The sequence below is a fragment of the Peribacillus asahii genome (assembly GCF_004006295.1).
Lineage (GTDB): Bacteria > Bacillota > Bacilli > Bacillales > DSM-1321 > Peribacillus > Peribacillus asahii_A.
This window is the reverse complement of the sequence record NZ_CP026095.1, coordinates 552,363-570,005: the sequence shown is the minus strand read 5'-3', so window position 1 is coordinate 570,005 and position 17,643 is coordinate 552,363. Positions and strand designations below refer to the sequence as shown.

Here is a 17,643-nt window from a genome sequence, read left to right as displayed (position 1 = left end):
TCGTAAATGTTATTTTTTATTACATGTATTATATTAAACCATCTATAATGCCATACCACTTAGATTCCTCCGCTGCTAAATTTCGCATTATCATGCACGAAAATATATTTCAAAGAATGTCAGGCCTATCTCAACGCCAAAAATAGGCCAAAAAAAGAATCCTCACAACGGAGGACCCTTCCACATACTTTTATTAACAGCAACGAGATACTTTGCCACCCTTTGCGTTATATCGTTCTTCTTGTACTTCACAGAAAAATACTTTACGACTTTTAATCGGTTCGTGCGGATGATGTTCTTTCATATGTTCCACATATGTTTCATAACTCGGAACACCGACAAGCAAACTAATAAACTGCTTACGATAACGTAACATATTGACTATTTTCTTTACCATTCTTCATTCCCCCACTCATGTTCGTGAGACGTAAGGCGTTTCATGTGAATCAATTTTTTGATTCTTTAATATTTTAATCCATAATCTAATCGCCGAAATTAAAACTGTAATTACTACAATCATAAAAATTGCACATAATGCTGCATCGACATAATCATTAATAATGACTTGCTTCATTTGAGCCAAATCTTTTGCTGGTGCAAGCACTTCCCCATTATCATAAGCGTCTTTAAATTTATTCGCATGTGCTAAGAAACCGATCGCAGGATTTTCATGGAATAACTTTTGCCAACCGGCTGTCATCGTAATCACTAATAAGAAAGTTGTCGGTACAAGCGTAACCCATGTGTACGCTTTCTTTCCCATTTTAAACAATACCGTTGTCCCCAGTAAGAGAGCAATGGCAGCCAACATTTGATTGGCAATCCCAAATAACGGCCAAAGAGTATTAATCCCTCCAAGAGGATCGATAACGCCTTGATAGAGGAAATATCCCCACAAAGATACACATAAGAAGGTCGCTATTACGTTTGGAAGCCACTTTTCTGTTTTCTTAAACGGCTTATAAACCGTTCCGATAATATCTTGAATCATAAAGCGGCCCACTCTCGTCCCCGCATCTACCGTGGTCAAAATAAACAAGGCTTCAAAGAGAATCGCAAAATGATACCAAAAAGCCATCAAGGCCTTCCCGCCAATGATTTCTGAAAAAATATAAGCCATTCCAATCGCAAACGTCGGTGCCCCGCCCGTACGCGATAGAATTGTTTCTTCCCCTACATCATCGGCAAGCGTGGTAATATCATCCGGGGTAATGACAAACCCCCATTCAGAAATGGTCGTTGCCGCTGACACTGCATCCGTTCCAATGACGGCAGCTGGACTATTCAGAGAAAAGTAGATACCTGGCGTTATTACACAAGCTGCAATGATGGCCATAATTGCAACAAACGACTCCGTTAACATCGCACCATAACCAATTGGACGAGCATGCGATTCACGTTCAATCATTTTCGGTGTTGTTCCAGAAGCAATAAGAGAGTGAAAACCCGATACGGCTCCACAAGCGATTGTAATAAATAAGAACGGGAACAAGTTACCGGAGAATACAGGACCCGTACCATCGATAAACTGAGTTACAGCTGGCATTTCAAGCACCGGTAATACAAATAAAATCCCTAATGCTAAACCGATAATCGTCCCAATTTTTAAAAATGTACTTAAATAATCACGCGGAGCAAGCAGCAGCCAAACCGGGAGAACAGATGCTACAAATCCATATATAATCATCATGATTGCAATCGTTTCACCACTAAATGTGAATAATGGCGCTAGCGTTTCACTTTCTGACACGTATTGACCAAAGTATAAAGCGAGTATTAATAGAATAATACCGATAATCGAACCTTCTCCGACTCGTCCCGGCCGAATATAACGCATATAGATTCCCATAAAAACCGCAATCGGAATCGTTGCCGCAATCGTGAACATCCCCCATGGACTACCAATTAAAGCTTTTACCACTACGAGGGCAAGGACCGCTAATAAAATAATCATAATGCCTAAAATGCCTACCATTGCGATTAAACCCGTAATTGGCCCCATTTCCTCTTTAATCATCTCTCCAAGCGACTTACCATTACGACGCATCGATCCGAATAGAATAATAAAATCCTGTACAGCTCCCGCCAAAACAACCCCAACAATAAGCCAAATCGTTCCAGGTAAATACCCCATTTGTGCTGCCAAAACGGGGCCGACAAGCGGACCTGCACCAGCAATCGCAGCAAAGTGATGGCCGAATAACACCCATTTATTCGTCGGTACATAATCTTTCCCATCATTATGGATTTCTGCAGGCGTTTTCCTATTATCATCTAATTCAAAAACTTTTCTAGCAATAAACTTACTATAAAAACGATAGGCAACTGCATATACACTAAGAGCTGCTATTATAAGCCAAATAGCATTAATACTTTCTCCTCGGTTTAAGGCGATTGCTGCAAAACTCCACGCCCCTATAGCCGATACAATCCCCCAAATAATCAACGATTTAAGCGCTTTCATTCTTCTTCAACCCCTCTTCATCATTTTTGAAAAAATTAGATGCTTAAGAAAGAAAGGTCGCGTGAACCATCCGCCCACCTCCTTTGATGATTAGCTATGTAACATACAAGAATCCACCGTATAATTATCTTTCTATTCTGAATTATAAGTAACCGCTTTCTTTTATATGCAACAAATTGGATTTGTTCATAAAAAAACATGCTATTCAGCCTTTTCCCTGAATAGCATGCAAAAGTTAACCAATCTTATCTCCTTTTAATTGACTATGATACAACTCATAATAAAACCCTTTTACTTCTAACAATTCTCTATGCGAGCCTTTTTCAATAATACGCCCTTTTTCTAACACCAGAATTTGATCAGCTTGTTGAATAGTATTTAAGCGATGAGCAATGACAAAGCTCGTTCTTCCTTCCATTAAGTGTTCCAACGCTTCCTGAATCTTCACTTCTGTTATTGTATCGATGTTACTTGTTGCTTCATCTAAAATTAAAATCGTTGGATTTGCTAGAATCGCTCGTGCAATCGATAACAACTGTCGCTGCCCTTGGCTAATTCCACTATCATCCTGTTTCAGCACTGTGTCATATTGATTGGGCAATTTCATAATAAAAGAGTGTGCGTTAGCTAGTTTAGCAGCCTCAACGACCTCTGTGTCACTTGCTTCTAGACGTCCGAATCGAATATTTTCACGAATCGTTCCTTGAAATAAAAACGAATCTTGCAGAACAAAGCCCATATGAGAGCGCAAGCTAGCTCTTGTTATATTACTAATATCCTGTCCATCTACCATAATACGTCCACTTTGCACCTCATAAAAACGAGATAGTAAATTAATAATCGTCGTTTTTCCCGCTCCTGTCGGTCCAACAAGTGCGATTGTTTCCCCTGGATTAACATGAAAACTTACATCTTTAATCGTATTATTTCCTTCTTTTTCATAGGAAAAAGAGACTTGTTCAAACTCTACTTTCCCTGTCACATGTCGGAGGACACTAGCTTCCTTCTCATCTTGTGCCTCTTCTCGTTCGTCTAACACTTCAAATACTCGCTCAGCACCTGCAATCGCCGATAACAATGTATTAAACTGATTGGCTAATTCGTTCAACGGACGAGTAAACTGTCTGGAGTATTCCGTGAAAATTACAATAACCCCAATTGAAACAACACCCTTTAACGCCAGATATCCACCAATTGCTGCAATAATCGTAAAGCTAAGGTTATTTAGCAAGTTCATCAACTTAGGAATTAACCCCGAGTAAGATTGTGCCCAAAAGGAAGAACGTTTGTATCTTTCGCTTCTTTCTAAAAATTCTCCCATAACCTTCTCTTCTTGGGAAAACGTTTTGACAATCCGCTGTCCAGAAATGGTTTCCTCAATAAATCCATTTAATTCACCAATGCTGCTCTGCTGCTCTTTAAATAGCTTCCCTGTTCGATTGGTAATCCACTTCATGCCATAGAACATAAGCGGCACAATCGTCAATGTTAGCAATGTTAATAACGGACTTAACCATAGCATTACTCCAATCGTTCCAACCAGCGTCAACACACTAGAAAAAATCTGAATAACGGAGCTATTTAACGTAGAACTAACATTTTCCATATCATTCGTAACACGACTCATCAATTCGCCATGCTTTCGTTTATCGAAAAAGGAAATCGGCAGTAATTGAAATTGATAAAATAAATCACTTCGCATCCGGTAAACTGTATGTTGAGCTATCCCAATCATCCAATAATTTTGCAGCCAGGTTGAAAGAGAATAGAATACATAAACACCAAGCAAGCTGCACAATAAAAGCAAAAGCCCGCTCCCATCTCTCGTTACAATATATTCATCAATCGCAACCCCTACGAGATAAGGTCCTAATAAACCGAGCATAGAGCTCACAATAACCATAAGTAAGACAAATACAATGCCTTTTTTCCTTTCACGCAAATAACCCCAAATACGCTTTACTGTCGGAAACCAGTTTTCCGGCTTTTTCACCTTAGCTTTTGGCCTCAAATCGCAATCCCTCCTTTCCAAACTGCGATTGGATAATTTTTTGATAAAGAGCATTCGTCTCGGCTAATTGCGTATGTGTCCCTATAGCAATCAGCTCCCCTTCGTCTAATAATAAGATTTTATCCGCTTCCATCGCTGTGCTAATCTTTTGAGTAATAATAAGCGTCGTACAGCTATACCCTTTTAATGCATGAAGCAACTTTCCCTCTGTTTTTAAATCCAGAGCACTTGTACTATCATCTAACAAAAGAATTTTAGGATTTCGAACAAGGGCACGAGCAATTGAAAGACGCTGTTTTTGTCCACCAGAAAGGTTGATGCCTTTCTGGCCTAAAGTTGTTTCATATTGCTTAGGTAATTGCATAATGGTTTCATGAATTTGTGCATGTTTGGCTGCCAACATAATTTCTTCAATAGAAGCTTCTTCCTTGCCCCACGCAATATTCTCTCGGATAGATCCTGAAAAAAGGACAGCCTCCTGCGGCACATAGCCAATTTGCTTTCGAAGCGTATGAAGCGGTATATGTGTAAGCTCTTCATCATCCAAATAAATATACCCAGACTCAATATCAAAAAGCCGAGGAATCAATTGAAACAATGAGGTTTTCCCAGATCCTGTCGCCCCCATAATCGCTACCGTTTCTCTCGCGTCAGCGGTAAACGAAAGATTTTTTAATACAAGTGCTTCACTTCCTGGGTAACGAAAAGAGACCGAATCAAATTGTATCTTTCCTTCATATTTCCCCTCTATATAACCCGTTTCCTTCGTATCAAGAAGATCGATTTCTGTATCTACTATGTCATTCACACGGTCTGCCGATGCCTTCGCTCGTGCAACTACTGTCATTAACCAAGATAAGATGGAGAGGGAAGCTGTAATTCTCATTGCATAATTGACAATAGCAACTACCTCTCCGACTTGAATATCGCCAGTCGAAATATACTCACTGCCCAGCCAAATAATAAAGAGAATTCCGCCATTCATGACGAGCATTAATACTGGTATCGTCGTTTCAATGAATCGTAGAGATACAGTTGTTTTCTCTTTTAATTCATCACTTGCTGTAGCAAAACGCTTCACCTCATGATTTTTTCGTAGAAACACTTTAATGACTCTCATTCCCATCAAGTTCTCACGTATTACACTATTTACTTGATCTAATCTCTCCTGTACACCTTTAAATAAACGCATCGCTCGCTTCATCATCCATACTAAAAAGAACACAAGAACGGGAATCATAATGACTAAAATAAGCGCTAACTGAACATGGACGAAAAGCGCCATTACACCCCCGCCGATGACCATTAGCGGGGCACGCAGCATAATGCGAAGACCCATAAATACCGTACTTTGAATCATTGTTACATCATTCGTTAATCTCGTAATTAACGAAGAGGCAGCAAATTTATTCAAATTAGAAAATGAAAAGGCTTGCACTTTTTCAAACAAACGTTTTCGAACATCGTAACCAAAGCTTTGAGCAACATGTGAAGCAGCAAAAGAATTAACAATTCCTCCGAAAAAGGAAAACAGCGCCATCCCCATCATGATAGAGCCCCAAAAAACAACGACCGATAAATCTTTCTGCATAATTCCTTCATCAATAATTTTCGCCATTAACAACGGCTGTACGAGCTCTACTCCAAGTTCAACGAATAGAAAAAACAGAGCAAGCCCGATGAATAGTTGATATGGTTTCAAATATTTAAATAGTTTTATCATCGATTCACCCTTTTTGAACATCCATTATGTATTTTATTTTCCAAAAGTCTCAAAACCTTTTGTTAATTGTTCCAATTATACAATTTGCATTAAAATTTTAACACGATTTAGCTGCTCTTCTATTTTATAAAAAAATTTTCCAACACACCTGTTGACAAAAAAAGAAAAACGAGATAAAATTCTAATTGATAATGATTTTCATTATTATTTTATGAATTTTGATAAGTACGTACGATCTTTAAAATCGTACACCTTTTAGACATTGTACAAGCATACAATGTCACCCCGACTTTCTCTGTACCCATTAGAAATGATTGATGCTTTGTGTAAATATGAGTCACTAGAATATTGCCCCCTCTTTATTCAGTTATCTTCATTTACTACAATCAAACCTAGGGTAGTCGGGGACTATTTTTTCACATAACAACGCCTCCAGCTTTTTTGCTAGAGGCGTTTTTTATCACCATTTAAACAATTGTTTAGGAGAAAATTCCTATATTCAAAAATTCAAATTAGTACCCCCCTATCAAAACGAGAGGAAATTCCTATCTACTTTTACTAGTGGTTCCATTGAAATATATTCGAGATAAGCTATAATTATATTTAAATAGCTTCGAAACAATACTGGCTCTGTATGTTGACTTAAGACTTTTCCAAGTCTTTTTTTTGTTGATTAAAATTACCATTGCGAGCTAAGAGTGTAAATATATAAAAATTAAGGGGATGTTAACGATTAGTATTGTCAAGGAACGTGACCCTTTTTTGGATAACGCTAGATTTATTCTCGTATTTCTAGTTGTATTTGGTCACTTTATCGTGCAAGTAAAACACCATCATTGGTTTATCTTCGAATTAAACAATTTTCTTTCTCTGCTTAGAATGCCTGCCCTCATCATTATTACAGGCTTTTTATCCAAAGGCTTTAATCGGCCTGGTTACATTGAAAAAACGGCGAAAACAATCCTTGTACCTTATTTACTATTTCAAGTAATTTTTGCATATTACTATTACTTATTATATGACAAAAGTATATTCACTTATGACTTCTTCCAGCCACAATTTACTTTATGGTTTATATTCAGTTTATTTATGTGGAAAATGCTTTTATTTATTTTCTCTAATTTAAAGCATCCACTCCTTTTCGCTTTTATTTTTGGAATTGGAATCGGGTATATCGAAGGTGCTGGACATTATTTTAATATTCAAAGAACCTTTACTTACTTTCCTTTCTTTATGCTAGGGTTTTATTTGAAGAAAGAACATTTTGAAATCGTGAAAAAGAAGTCTTCTAAATTACTAGGTATTGTTTTTATTGTAGTAGTTTGGTTTATTGTATCTCAATTTCCACCAGCCGAAGTTCAATCTTGGTTAGGAGCAAACCGTTCCTATATTGCAAATGGACATGAAGAATGGTATATCGGCTTAAAACGGGCCATGTTTTATTCATTTTCACTTTTAGTAGGCTTTGCGTTTTTATCCTTTGTACCAACCAAAAAGACATTCTTTACAAACTTAGGACGAAAAACAGCCTATATTTATATCCTTCACGGAGCAATCGTTCGAACACTATACGTATATGTCATCAATCCAGAAGAGTTTACAACAATCTGGCATTATTTACAGCTGCCGATGTATGCGATTTTACTTGTGCTCATACTAAGCTCTAAATCTGTCACTGTGCTAATGAAACCATTAATCGAAGGAAAAATAGTCGATTATTGTGCATTTCCATTCAAATGGCTATCTAATAAGCGTAAACTTGAGCAGGAACTGCCTATACAAAAAAGTGCGTAAGCTTAATTTAGATACAAAACAATCCCCTATAAGTGAAACGGAATATGGATCACCATATACCGTTTACTTATAGGGGTTTTTTATACCAAAGTCGATATGTAAAAATTTACAACCCATTGATGTTATTTACAAAATGTAGTAAAATCAACATATTCAAATATTTGAATATGTTGATTTTATATTCATAAAGAAATGGAGAATCATATGCAGCAATTTAAAACAGAATTTTTTAAAGCGTTAGCACATCCGTTACGCATTCAAATCCTTGAATTATTAACTGAAGGAGATAAAAGTGTTAATGAAATTCAAAGTAGTTTGGGAAGCGAAGGCTCAGCTGTTTCACAACAGTTAAGTGTTCTTCGAGCCAAAAATATTGTTGTAGGTACGAAGGATGGAAAAAAGGTCATTTATTCGCTTCGTGATCCAAAAATTGCTGACTTACTAGCTATCGCTAAAGAAATTTATAATAATCATTTAATTGATACCATTTCCATATTGGAAGAAGAACTGGATGAGACAGAAAAGAGTGAACAATAAAACTATTGAACAGAAAAGAAGGGGCATACTGTGAGAACTAAATTTACAGGGAGATTTCAAGGCTATTCATCAGTCGATTTTCAAAAAGATATCCTCTCAGGTATAACTGTTGGCGTTATTGCTATTCCACTCGCTATGGCTTTTGCCATTGCTTCCGGAGTGAATCCAGAGTATGGAATTTATACAACCATTATTGCTGGGATTCTCATTTCTCTACTCGGTGGTTCCAAATACCAAATTGGCGGACCAACCGGAGCTTTTGTCCCTATTTTATTAGGCATTGTTCTTGCCTATGGTTATGCAGACTTGCTATTAGCTGGATTATTAGCGGGGATCATGCTATGTCTCATGGGTATGTTTAAGCTCGGTACATTAATCAAATATATCCCGCTCCCCGTTACAATTGGTTTTACTGCAGGAATTGCAGTGATTATTTTCACTGGGCAAATCGCCAACTTTTTAGGACTAACAGGCATTGAAAAGCATGAGCAGTTTATAACAAATATGAAAGAAATTATCCTTCATGTAGATACTATAAATGTCTATAGCATTATAACAGCACTCATCTGTCTATTTGTGATTCTAGGCACAGCCAAATTTCTACCAAAAGTACCAAACTCTTTAGCCGGATTAATTGTTTCAAGTATCGTTGCGTCTATCTTCTTTGCTGAACAAGTTCCAACGATCGGAACCGTTTATGGAGGCATTCCTAATGCACTTCCACAATTTGAAATGCTCGATATAACTTGGGAAAGAATTGAACGATTGCTTGCTCCCGCTTTTGTCATTGCTGCCTTAGGAGCTATTGAATCTCTACTGTCAGCGGTTGTCGCTGATGGCATGACAAACAGTAAGCATAATAGTAATCGTGAACTAATCGGGCAAGGAGTTGCCAATATCGTCACGCCTTTTTTCGGGGGTATTCCGGCTACCGGGGCCATTGCCCGAACAGCTACGAATATTAAAAGCGGTGCCGTCTCTCCGATGTCTGGTATCATTCATGGCGTCTTTGTTTTATTGACTTTGTTATTGCTCGCTCCGTATGCTTCGGCGATTCCTCTGGCAAGCATGGCTCCTGTTTTAATGATTGTCGCTTGGAATATGAGTGAACGAAAACATTTCGCCCACTTACTTAAACAGAAAACCGGAGATTCTCTTGTTCTGCTTTTAACTTTTCTCTTAACTGTATTTACAAGCTTAACTATAGCTGTTGAAGTAGGCCTTATTTTAGCCATCCTATTATTTGTCAACCAAATGAGCAAGCAGCTCATAACAGAAAAAGTACTGCCAGATCATCATAATAAGCAAAGTAAAGTGTTGCCCCATGTTGTAAATGATCAGCATGATTGTCCACAAGTGAGTATTTATACAATCGAGGGACCTCTCTTTTTTGGAGCAGCGCAAACGTTTGAAAAAAACATACTGAACACACTGCAAGGGAAACCACGAGTGTTAATTTTACGGCTTAGTAAAGTACCGTTTATGGATACAACTGGAGAAGCTACATTCCGAAACATCGTAAAAGAGATTCATAATTCTGGAGGAACTGTACTAGTTTCAGGGGCTACATCAACGTTAAAAGAAACGTTACAAAAAAATAAATTACTAGAGGAAATTGGAGAAGAGTATTTCTTCAAACATACCGGAGAAGCTATTAACTATGCACTAACCCAATTAAACACGAACCAATGCATAGGCTGCCATCATTTCGCATTCCGAGAATGCAAGCAGCTTTCTCAACCTTCATGTTTAAACAATAAAACATATAACTAAAGAGAAGGTGAATTCGCTCACCTTCTCTTTCTACATCTAACGAAGTCTAAAATAGAAGAATCTAACCAAATGCTTTCAGTGAAATTATTAGATTATATATCATATGAAATTAGCAAAAGTAATTAGAAGAATTCATGATAAAGAGCGTGAACCGCTTTGTCCTCTGACTCCCCTTTAACCGCAAACATCATGCTTACTTCTGATGAACCTTGGTTAATCATTTCAATATTAACCCTTGCATCAGCAAGTGCTTTAGCTGCTCTTGCTGTTGTCCCTACATTATGACGCATACCTTCCCCAACAACCATAATAAGAGCAAGATTATGTTCAACAATCACTTCGTCTGCATGAAGTTCTTCTGTTAAGCGCTGTACAATTTTCTCTTCCGTTTCTGCGTTCATTTGGTCTTGGCGCAAGATTAATGTTACATCATCAATCCCAGATGGAGTATGTTCATACGCTACACCGTACTCTTCTAAAATAGACAGCATTTTACGACCAAAACCAACTTCACGGTTCATTAAATATTTGCTGATATAAATGCTGCAAAATCCTTTGTCACTCGCAATTCCAATAACAGGCCCATTTGTATTGTTTCGTTTATTCACAATAAGTGTTCCTGGTGCTGTAGGATTATTCGTATTGCGAATGTTTACCGGAATACCTGCACGAAATGCTGGAATTAATGCTTCATCATGTAAAACAGTAAAACCTGCATAAGACAACTCACGCATTTCGCGATATGTAATCTCGCGGATTTCCTTAGGATTAGACACTACATTTGGATTCACGGAATAAACCGCATCAACATCTGTAAAATTCTCATAGAAATCTGCTTTAACAGCTGCAGCTAAGATTGAACCGGTAATATCTGAACCACTGCGTGAGAACGTTAATACATCTCCATCCTCTGTGTATCCAAAAAATCCAGGGAACACAACAATTCCTTTTCTATCACGCAAAGCACTCAATCTTTCATAAGATTCAGGTAATACACTTGTATATCCCTCTTCATCCGTTACAATTAACCCAGCCTGCTTTGGACATACATATTCCGCTTCTACACCTTGGCTTTGGAAAAACGCGGCTACAAGCTTCGCATTATTATCTTCACCGCTTGCTTTCAGCGCATCAATATAACGCTTCTCATCGCTTTGATCCGCGTATACTAAAGCTAAAAGATCCTCACGAATTGTCGCGATAATATCTGCAGGAATACTTAATTCCTCAGCAATACTTGCATAACGTGCGATGATTTCTTCAATCAATTCTTCACTTTTTTCATTGCGTAATTGACGCTCTGCAGTAGCGATTAATAAATCGGTTACTTTTATATCATCAGAATTTCTTTTACCAGGAGCTGAAACAACAACAATTTTCCGTTCAGAATCAGAGATTACTATATTAAACACTTTTTTTAATTGCTCACCAGAAGCTAATGAACTGCCACCAAATTTAATAACTTTCATCACGACATCCCCTATTGTTAGAAATATTCAGTAAAAATTCTTCTATTATTATCACTTGTTTTCCTCAAACAATCAAGCACAAATTCTATTTATAGCGAACATTTGTATTTTCAGAGTGGACTCTTGGCGAAAAAACTAAAAATATATACGTTCTTACTTTACATTTCAAATATAAATCACCCTAAAAATTTCCTAAAGTATTTGGACACAGACCATGATATGAAATGTGTCATCCTAGAAATCCATTTCAATTTTCAGCTCATACATCTGAAGCTAAACTGAAAAAGACAACTGCCTAAGCAATTGTCTTTTTCATTCTATTAACTCTTTAGCGATTATCCACTTTCTCTGGATATAAATCGTGGTTCATCAAGCGATGCTCCGCCATTTTTTCATATTTTGTACCAGGTTTTCCATAGTTCGTATATGGATCAATCGAAATCCCGCCACGGGGCGTGAATTTCCCCCATACTTCAATATAACGCGGATCCATTAATTCAATTAAATCATTCATAATAATATTCATGCAGTCTTCATGGAAATCTCCATGATTACGAAAACTGAATAAATACAGCTTTAACGATTTACTTTCCACCATTTTCACATCAGGAATATAGCTAATATAAATGGTTGCAAAGTCTGGTTGTCCCGTCATTGGACATAGGCTCGTAAATTCTGGACAATTAAATTTAACGAAATAATCTCGACTTATATGCTTATTATCAAATGTCTCCAGCACATCTGGAGTATATTCAAATAAATACTTTGTTCCTTGATTCCCAAGTAACGTAATATCCTGCAGCTCACTTTCTGATCTTCCAGCCATTCAACAAATCCTCCTCAGTATTTATGCTCTTACAACGATGCCCATAAAGGCTATAAACGGGTCTGTGTTAAACGGTATTATCAATTAACCCTATCGTTTAACACAGCCATAAACAAAAAACCATATCCCCTCTAAGATATGGTTGATTAGTGTCCTCATTCAAACCATAGTTTTTTATAGAGGGTTGTTACTATGAACCTCTTCCGTTATAACGGAATGTGTCTATGGAAATGTAATCCCTATTAAGAATAGGGAAATTAAATAAATATGTCAATATAACTTTTCAACCCTTACAAATTTTTATTGCTGTAGCGTTTTTTTGAGCGTAAAATTAAAAACATCTTCATCCTTATATGAAAGAAGCGATCTCATTATGTGGATTTTTGCCGCACTCGTCACGAGTTTATGTTTTGGAATTAACAACAGTATTTTTAAGTGGAGCAATGGAAAAGGCCTTTCCAAAATCCATATCCAATTTTTCTTCTACTTAGTTGCCTTTATATGCACATTTAGTTATAGTATGGCTACCGGCAGTTCAAATTTCCATATACTAACTCTTTTAATTGGTGCTTTAATTGGCATTCTAAATACGAACGGAAATATTCAATTATCACGGGCTTTCGAAAAAGGACCAGCCAGTTTAACAGCACCATTAGTAGCAGCAAATGCTATATTTCCAATCATCTGTTCTGCTCTTATCTTCCATGAGCATATTTCATCTACTCAATGGATTGGTATATTTTTCATGATGATAGCAGTAGTCGTAATTCAATATACGCCTAACGCAAAAGGACAGCATCACTATTTCGTTTGGATTATGCACGTGTGCTTTGCTATTTTTTCATTTGGAACACTAGGCATTCTAATGCAAACGTCTACACACTTACAGTTTCAACCACTGGACGTACTCATCGCCATGTATGGAGGCGGCAGCATTTATTTATTGATTACGCTTATTTTCAAACGTGAGAAAGTACAAGCATCTGAACTTCGAATCGGAACAGCTGTTGGTTTATTAAGCATTGTCGGATATGGGTGTTACTTCTATGCATTAAGTACAGGGATTGCAAGTATTATCTTTCCAATTGTTAGTCTAAATTGTTTATTTGTTGTTTTTGCTGGCTGTTATTTGTTTCAAGAAAAATTAAAAGTCTATCAAATGAGTGGTATTCTCATTGCAATCATTGGAATTATTTTAACAAAAATTTAAGAAATACATAATCCGAAAGCAAATAAGCAGCAGATGCTTTCGGATTTCCCTCTTAAAATCCACGTTTTTTACATTTTTTACAAAATATTTTATTGACAAATTATCTAAAATATCAGATAATTAAAAAATAATTAATACCCCCAATATTAAAACCACTCGAAAATTGCGAGAAAAAAGGAGTATACCTCTCTTACATCCAAACTAATTCTAGAAAGGAAGATGACAATGATTAAAGTTACAGTTACAGTTGATTTCCAAGGAAGAACTTACCAAACAAATGTATTAGCAACAAGAGATACAGCTCCGGAAGAAATCCATCAATTAGCTCTTTCTCAAGTAAAAAAACAATGGAAAAACTAAGAAGCAGGAAGCTCCAAATCCTGCTTCTTTTTTATAGATATATATCTTCTCTATAACACTAACATTGCACTAATTTCACAACTTTAAACAACCTAAAAATACGTCTGTTTTATTGGAATCAAATGGTGTTGATTGGTACGACACAAACCCCTGCTGAAAATTAGTTTCGCCTTTTTAAAGTCTTAAATTCAAAAGAGAATGTACAAGATTACACTGGACAATTGAGCTGTTTAGGGAATGTTACGGGCTATATCAAAGGACTGACCTATAACACGTTTTCATTTTTCAACTTCTGTAACGCAATTAAGAATTGAGTTCCTTGTTCAATCTGACTTTGCACCTTAATTTTGCCACCTTCCTGGGCATCAACTAATTCCTTAACGATTTCCAATCCTAATCCGGCCATCCAAAAATTCAGCCGATTTTATGCAGCGACTTCAAGCTATTGACCGTATGATTCGTCAACACGGCTTGCTACCGCATGAAAGAGGCTGAGGGCCCTTGAGCAAATTGTTACTCATTGCAGCCCTCTAAAACATAAGAAAAAGACTCAGAATAAGATTATGAGCCAGAAATAAAAAGAAGAGTATCAAATTTGATACTCTTCTTTTATATATTATTACATATCCCAAATGAACAGTAATAGTGTACCTAATATCGTTACTATAGCAAAGAATACCATATAGATAACGTTAGTGTAAATTGTAGCCTTATCTTCAGATTCTCCAGCATGCATAAACATTACTAATTGAACGCCAGCTTGCATGAAAGCAGTTATTAGCAGAATAGCCATTGCTGTTGTATAAGAAAGCTCATAAACAACAACAGAAAGAGCAACTACTGTAAGGACCAACGAGAAAATAAATCCCATTACATGGTGCTTAGGAAATAACTGTGCCATATTACATCATTCCTTTCAAGTAGACGAAGCTGAAGATGAAGATCCAAACTACGTCTAAGAAGTGCCAGTACAATGAAAAGATGAACGCTTTATTAGCTGTGTGTGGAGTTAATCCATGTTTCGCCACTTGGATAATGATGAATAATCCCCAGAAGAAACCAAGTGATACGTGAGCACCATGTGTTCCTAATGTTGAAAATAGGATTGATAAGTACCCACTTGTTTGGATTGTTGCTCCTTCATGAACGAATGTGAAAAACTCTTTAATTTCTACTCCTAAGAATACAAGTCCAAGAGCTAATGTGATACCAAGGAATGTTAACATTGCTTTTTTATTGCCAAGTCGCATAGCATTAACTGCCAATCCAATGGTAAAACTACTTGTTAACAGAGCGAATGTGTTAATTAATACTGGTGTCATCTCGAAAATTTCCGTACCAGGACCGTTACCTGTACGGCCCTGATATGCAAAGTAAGTCGCGAAAAGTGTTGCAAAAAGCGCAATTTCGGCAGCTAAGAAAATCCAAAAACCTAAAATCTTCAAACGATTTTCTTCTGTACTATATTCAAGTGGAAGCGAGTTATCTATTTTCATTTGTTAGCACCTCGCAATCTTTCTTCTGTTTCTTCAATTTCTTTTACGTGAATATGATATCCGTGATCATGGTTAGCTTCAAATGAACGGTAAGCCATACAAGCAAAGACTCCGATTAGGGCAATAATTGCTAAAGGAACCATATCAAATATTAAAGAGAACGCACCAATAAAGAAGATGACACTCATGATAAACGGTAAACCGCTGTTATTTGGCATATGAATCTCTTCCACTTTATCTGGGAATAAGTTATGACCCTTTTTCTTAGCATCCCAGAATGCTTCTGACGATTTAACACGTGGTAGTGTTGCAAAGTTATATACAGGTACTGGACTAGGAAGTGACCATTCAAGAGAACGTGCATTCCATGGATCTGAACCAATATTTCTTGGCATATAACGAGTACTCCAATAGATGTTGTATGCAAGCACAATGAAACCAAGAGCTAATCCAATTGCTCCAATAGAGGCAATCAAGTTTAATGGACCGAAACCAGTTTCTTCAGAGTATGTGTACATACGGCGTGCTTGACCATCTAACCCTGTAATAAACATCGGGAAGAATGTTACGTTAAAGAAGATGGCTACCAACCAGAATGAAACTTTCCCGATTTTTTCGTTTAGCATAAAACCAAACATTTTTGGCCACCAGTAAATTAAACCAGCAATAAACGCATATACTACACCAGGAATAATTGTGTAATGGAAGTGAGCAACTAAGAACATCGTATTATGATATTGGAAGTCGGCACTTGCCATCGCAAGCATAACCCCTGTAACCCCACCAATTAAGAAGGTTGGGATAAATGCTAAAGACCAAAGCATTGGCGTTGTAAACTCGATTTTACCTTTTCGAAGTGTCGCCAACCAGTTAAAGATTTTAATACCTGTTGGAACGGCAATTGCCATTGTTGCAATAGAGAAAATACTATTTGCTAATACTCCTTGCCCCATTGTATAGAAATGGTGAGCCCATACAACTAGAGAAAGAATAGTGATAGCGACCATTGAAGCAACCATTGATTTATAACCATATAGGTTACGACGTGCAAATGTTGAAATAATTTCACTATAGATACCAAATGCAGGCAGGATTAGGATATATACTTCAGGATGTCCCCAAACCCAGAACAAGTTTGCCCACATCATATCCATACCGCCATTACCAATTGTAAAGAATTGAGTGCCGAACATACGGTCCATTGCCCCAAATGCAAGTGCTACTGCAAATAAAGGGAACACCGCTATGATTAGCACGTTAGTAACTAACATAGCCCATGTGAACATTGGCAGTTGCATTAATTTCAAGCCAGGAGCTCTCATTCTAAAAATGGTAGTCAAAAAGTTAATACCTGTCATTAATGTACCGAGACCTGAAAGTTGAAGCGACATCATATAATAATTCGTACCCACTGATGGACTAAACTCTTCACTAGCTAGCGGGAAGTAAGATGTCCAACCAGCATCAGGCGCACCACCTACTACGAAAGCGATGTTGAATAACATAGCACCCATGAAGAACAACCAAAAGCTGATTGCATTCAAACGTGGGAACGCAACGTCACGTGCACCAATTTGTAGTGGAGTAACGATATTCATTAAACCAAATAAGAACGGCATCGCCATAAACATGATCATAATAACACCATGTGCTGAGAATACCTCATTGTAGTGCTGAGAATCTAAGATTGTGTTATCAGGAATGGCAAGCTGAGCACGTAACATAACCGCATCAACAAGACCACGTAAAAGCATAATCAAAGCAGCTAGGATATACATAATCCCGATACGCTTATGATCGACGGTTGTAATCCATTCACGCCATAAGTAACCCCATTTTTTAAAATAGGTTAAGCCGACAACAATAGCGAGACTAGTAAGAGCAATCCCTACCATCGATGCATAGATGGCAAAACTTGGATGCGGCACGGCGAATCTTTCAAAGAATTCCATACTTTGTGACTCCTTTCGTCATGTTTAA

The 17,643-nt window shown here is 37.2% G+C and carries 15 protein-coding genes; 5 read left to right on the top strand and 10 right to left on the bottom strand.

Translation table 11 applies throughout. The annotated features are described in order from the left end of the window. Positions 1-193: 193 nt before the first annotated feature. The 4 genes from BAOM_RS02905 to BAOM_RS02890 all read right to left on the bottom strand — a co-directional run bounded on the left by BAOM_RS02905 (position 194) and on the right by BAOM_RS02890 (position 6,198). On the bottom strand, positions 194-397 hold the full coding sequence (locus BAOM_RS02905) for a YbdD/YjiX family protein (protein ID WP_119115711.1): 204 nt from the start codon (positions 395-397) through the stop codon (positions 194-196). 15 nt (positions 398-412) lie between these two features. Continuing rightward, entirely contained in the window at positions 413-2,464 is a 2,052-nt protein-coding gene (locus tag BAOM_RS02900) for a carbon starvation CstA family protein (protein WP_127758972.1), read from the bottom strand. 235 nt (positions 2,465-2,699) lie between these two features. After that, positions 2,700-4,475, bottom strand: coding sequence for an ABC transporter ATP-binding protein (locus BAOM_RS02895; RefSeq protein ID WP_373995315.1), 1,776 nt, complete (start codon positions 4,473-4,475; stop codon positions 2,700-2,702). Next, positions 4,459-6,198, bottom strand: coding sequence for an ABC transporter ATP-binding protein (locus BAOM_RS02890; RefSeq protein ID WP_127758970.1), 1,740 nt, complete (start codon positions 6,196-6,198; stop codon positions 4,459-4,461). The genes BAOM_RS02895 and BAOM_RS02890 overlap by 17 nt, the downstream gene beginning before the upstream one ends. A 723-nt stretch (positions 6,199-6,921) precedes the next feature. Here BAOM_RS02890 and BAOM_RS02885 point away from each other — a divergent pair. The 3 genes from BAOM_RS02885 (at position 6,922) to BAOM_RS02875 (ending at position 10,302) form a co-directional block, all read left to right on the top strand. Then, positions 6,922-7,992, top strand: a complete 1,071-nt coding sequence (locus BAOM_RS02885; protein WP_127758969.1) for an acyltransferase family protein — start codon at positions 6,922-6,924, stop codon at positions 7,990-7,992. A 192-nt stretch (positions 7,993-8,184) separates the two neighbouring features. After that, positions 8,185-8,529 (top strand): ArsR/SmtB family transcription factor, encoded by a 345-nt coding sequence (locus BAOM_RS02880; protein ID WP_127758968.1) that lies wholly within the window; start codon positions 8,185-8,187, stop codon positions 8,527-8,529. Positions 8,530-8,559: 30 nt separating this feature from the next. Continuing rightward, complete coding sequence (locus BAOM_RS02875; RefSeq protein WP_127758967.1) at positions 8,560-10,302, top strand: SulP family inorganic anion transporter; 1,743 nt, start codon at positions 8,560-8,562, stop codon at positions 10,300-10,302. Positions 10,303-10,424: 122 nt separating this feature from the next. Here the strand turns inward: BAOM_RS02875 and BAOM_RS02870 are convergent, their stop codons facing one another. Together BAOM_RS02870 and queF are read right to left on the bottom strand one after the other, a co-directional pair. Continuing rightward, positions 10,425-11,771, bottom strand: coding sequence for an aspartate kinase (locus BAOM_RS02870; RefSeq protein ID WP_127758966.1), 1,347 nt, complete (start codon positions 11,769-11,771; stop codon positions 10,425-10,427). A 328-nt stretch (positions 11,772-12,099) separates the two neighbouring features. After that, positions 12,100-12,597 carry a preQ(1) synthase gene (queF, locus tag BAOM_RS02865; protein ID WP_127758965.1) on the bottom strand — a complete coding sequence of 166 codons (498 nt, stop codon included), beginning with the start codon at positions 12,595-12,597 and terminating at the stop codon, positions 12,100-12,102. Positions 12,598-12,916: 319 nt separating this feature from the next. Between queF and BAOM_RS02860 the strand changes: the two genes are divergently transcribed. Both BAOM_RS02860 and BAOM_RS02855 read left to right on the top strand, forming a co-directional pair. Further along, positions 12,917-13,807 (top strand): DMT family transporter, encoded by an 891-nt coding sequence (locus BAOM_RS02860; RefSeq protein ID WP_257467579.1) that lies wholly within the window; start codon positions 12,917-12,919, stop codon positions 13,805-13,807. Between the two features lie 225 nt (positions 13,808-14,032). Then, on the top strand, positions 14,033-14,167 hold the full coding sequence (locus BAOM_RS02855; protein WP_127758963.1) for a BA3454 family stress response protein: 135 nt from the start codon (positions 14,033-14,035) through the stop codon (positions 14,165-14,167). 265 nt (positions 14,168-14,432) lie between these two features. Here the strand turns inward: BAOM_RS02855 and BAOM_RS02850 are convergent, their stop codons facing one another. The 4 genes from BAOM_RS02850 to qoxB form a co-directional block, all read right to left on the bottom strand. Beyond that, the gene (locus tag BAOM_RS02850) at positions 14,433-14,573 is read right to left on the bottom strand and encodes an ATP-binding protein (protein WP_127758962.1); all 141 of its coding nucleotides are present in this window, start codon (positions 14,571-14,573) and stop codon (positions 14,433-14,435) included. A gap of 213 nt (positions 14,574-14,786) precedes the next feature. Beyond that, the gene (gene qoxD, locus BAOM_RS02845) at positions 14,787-15,068 is read right to left on the bottom strand and encodes a cytochrome aa3 quinol oxidase subunit IV (RefSeq protein WP_127758961.1); all 282 of its coding nucleotides are present in this window, start codon (positions 15,066-15,068) and stop codon (positions 14,787-14,789) included. A 1-nt stretch (position 15,069) separates the two neighbouring features. After that, complete coding sequence (qoxC, locus tag BAOM_RS02840) at positions 15,070-15,663, bottom strand: cytochrome aa3 quinol oxidase subunit III (RefSeq protein WP_127758960.1); 594 nt, start codon at positions 15,661-15,663, stop codon at positions 15,070-15,072. Beyond that, complete coding sequence (gene qoxB, locus BAOM_RS02835; RefSeq protein ID WP_127758959.1) at positions 15,660-17,615, bottom strand: cytochrome aa3 quinol oxidase subunit I; 1,956 nt, start codon at positions 17,613-17,615, stop codon at positions 15,660-15,662. Before qoxB ends, qoxC begins: the two co-directional genes overlap by 4 nt. Between the last annotated feature and the right edge of the window lie 28 nt (positions 17,616-17,643).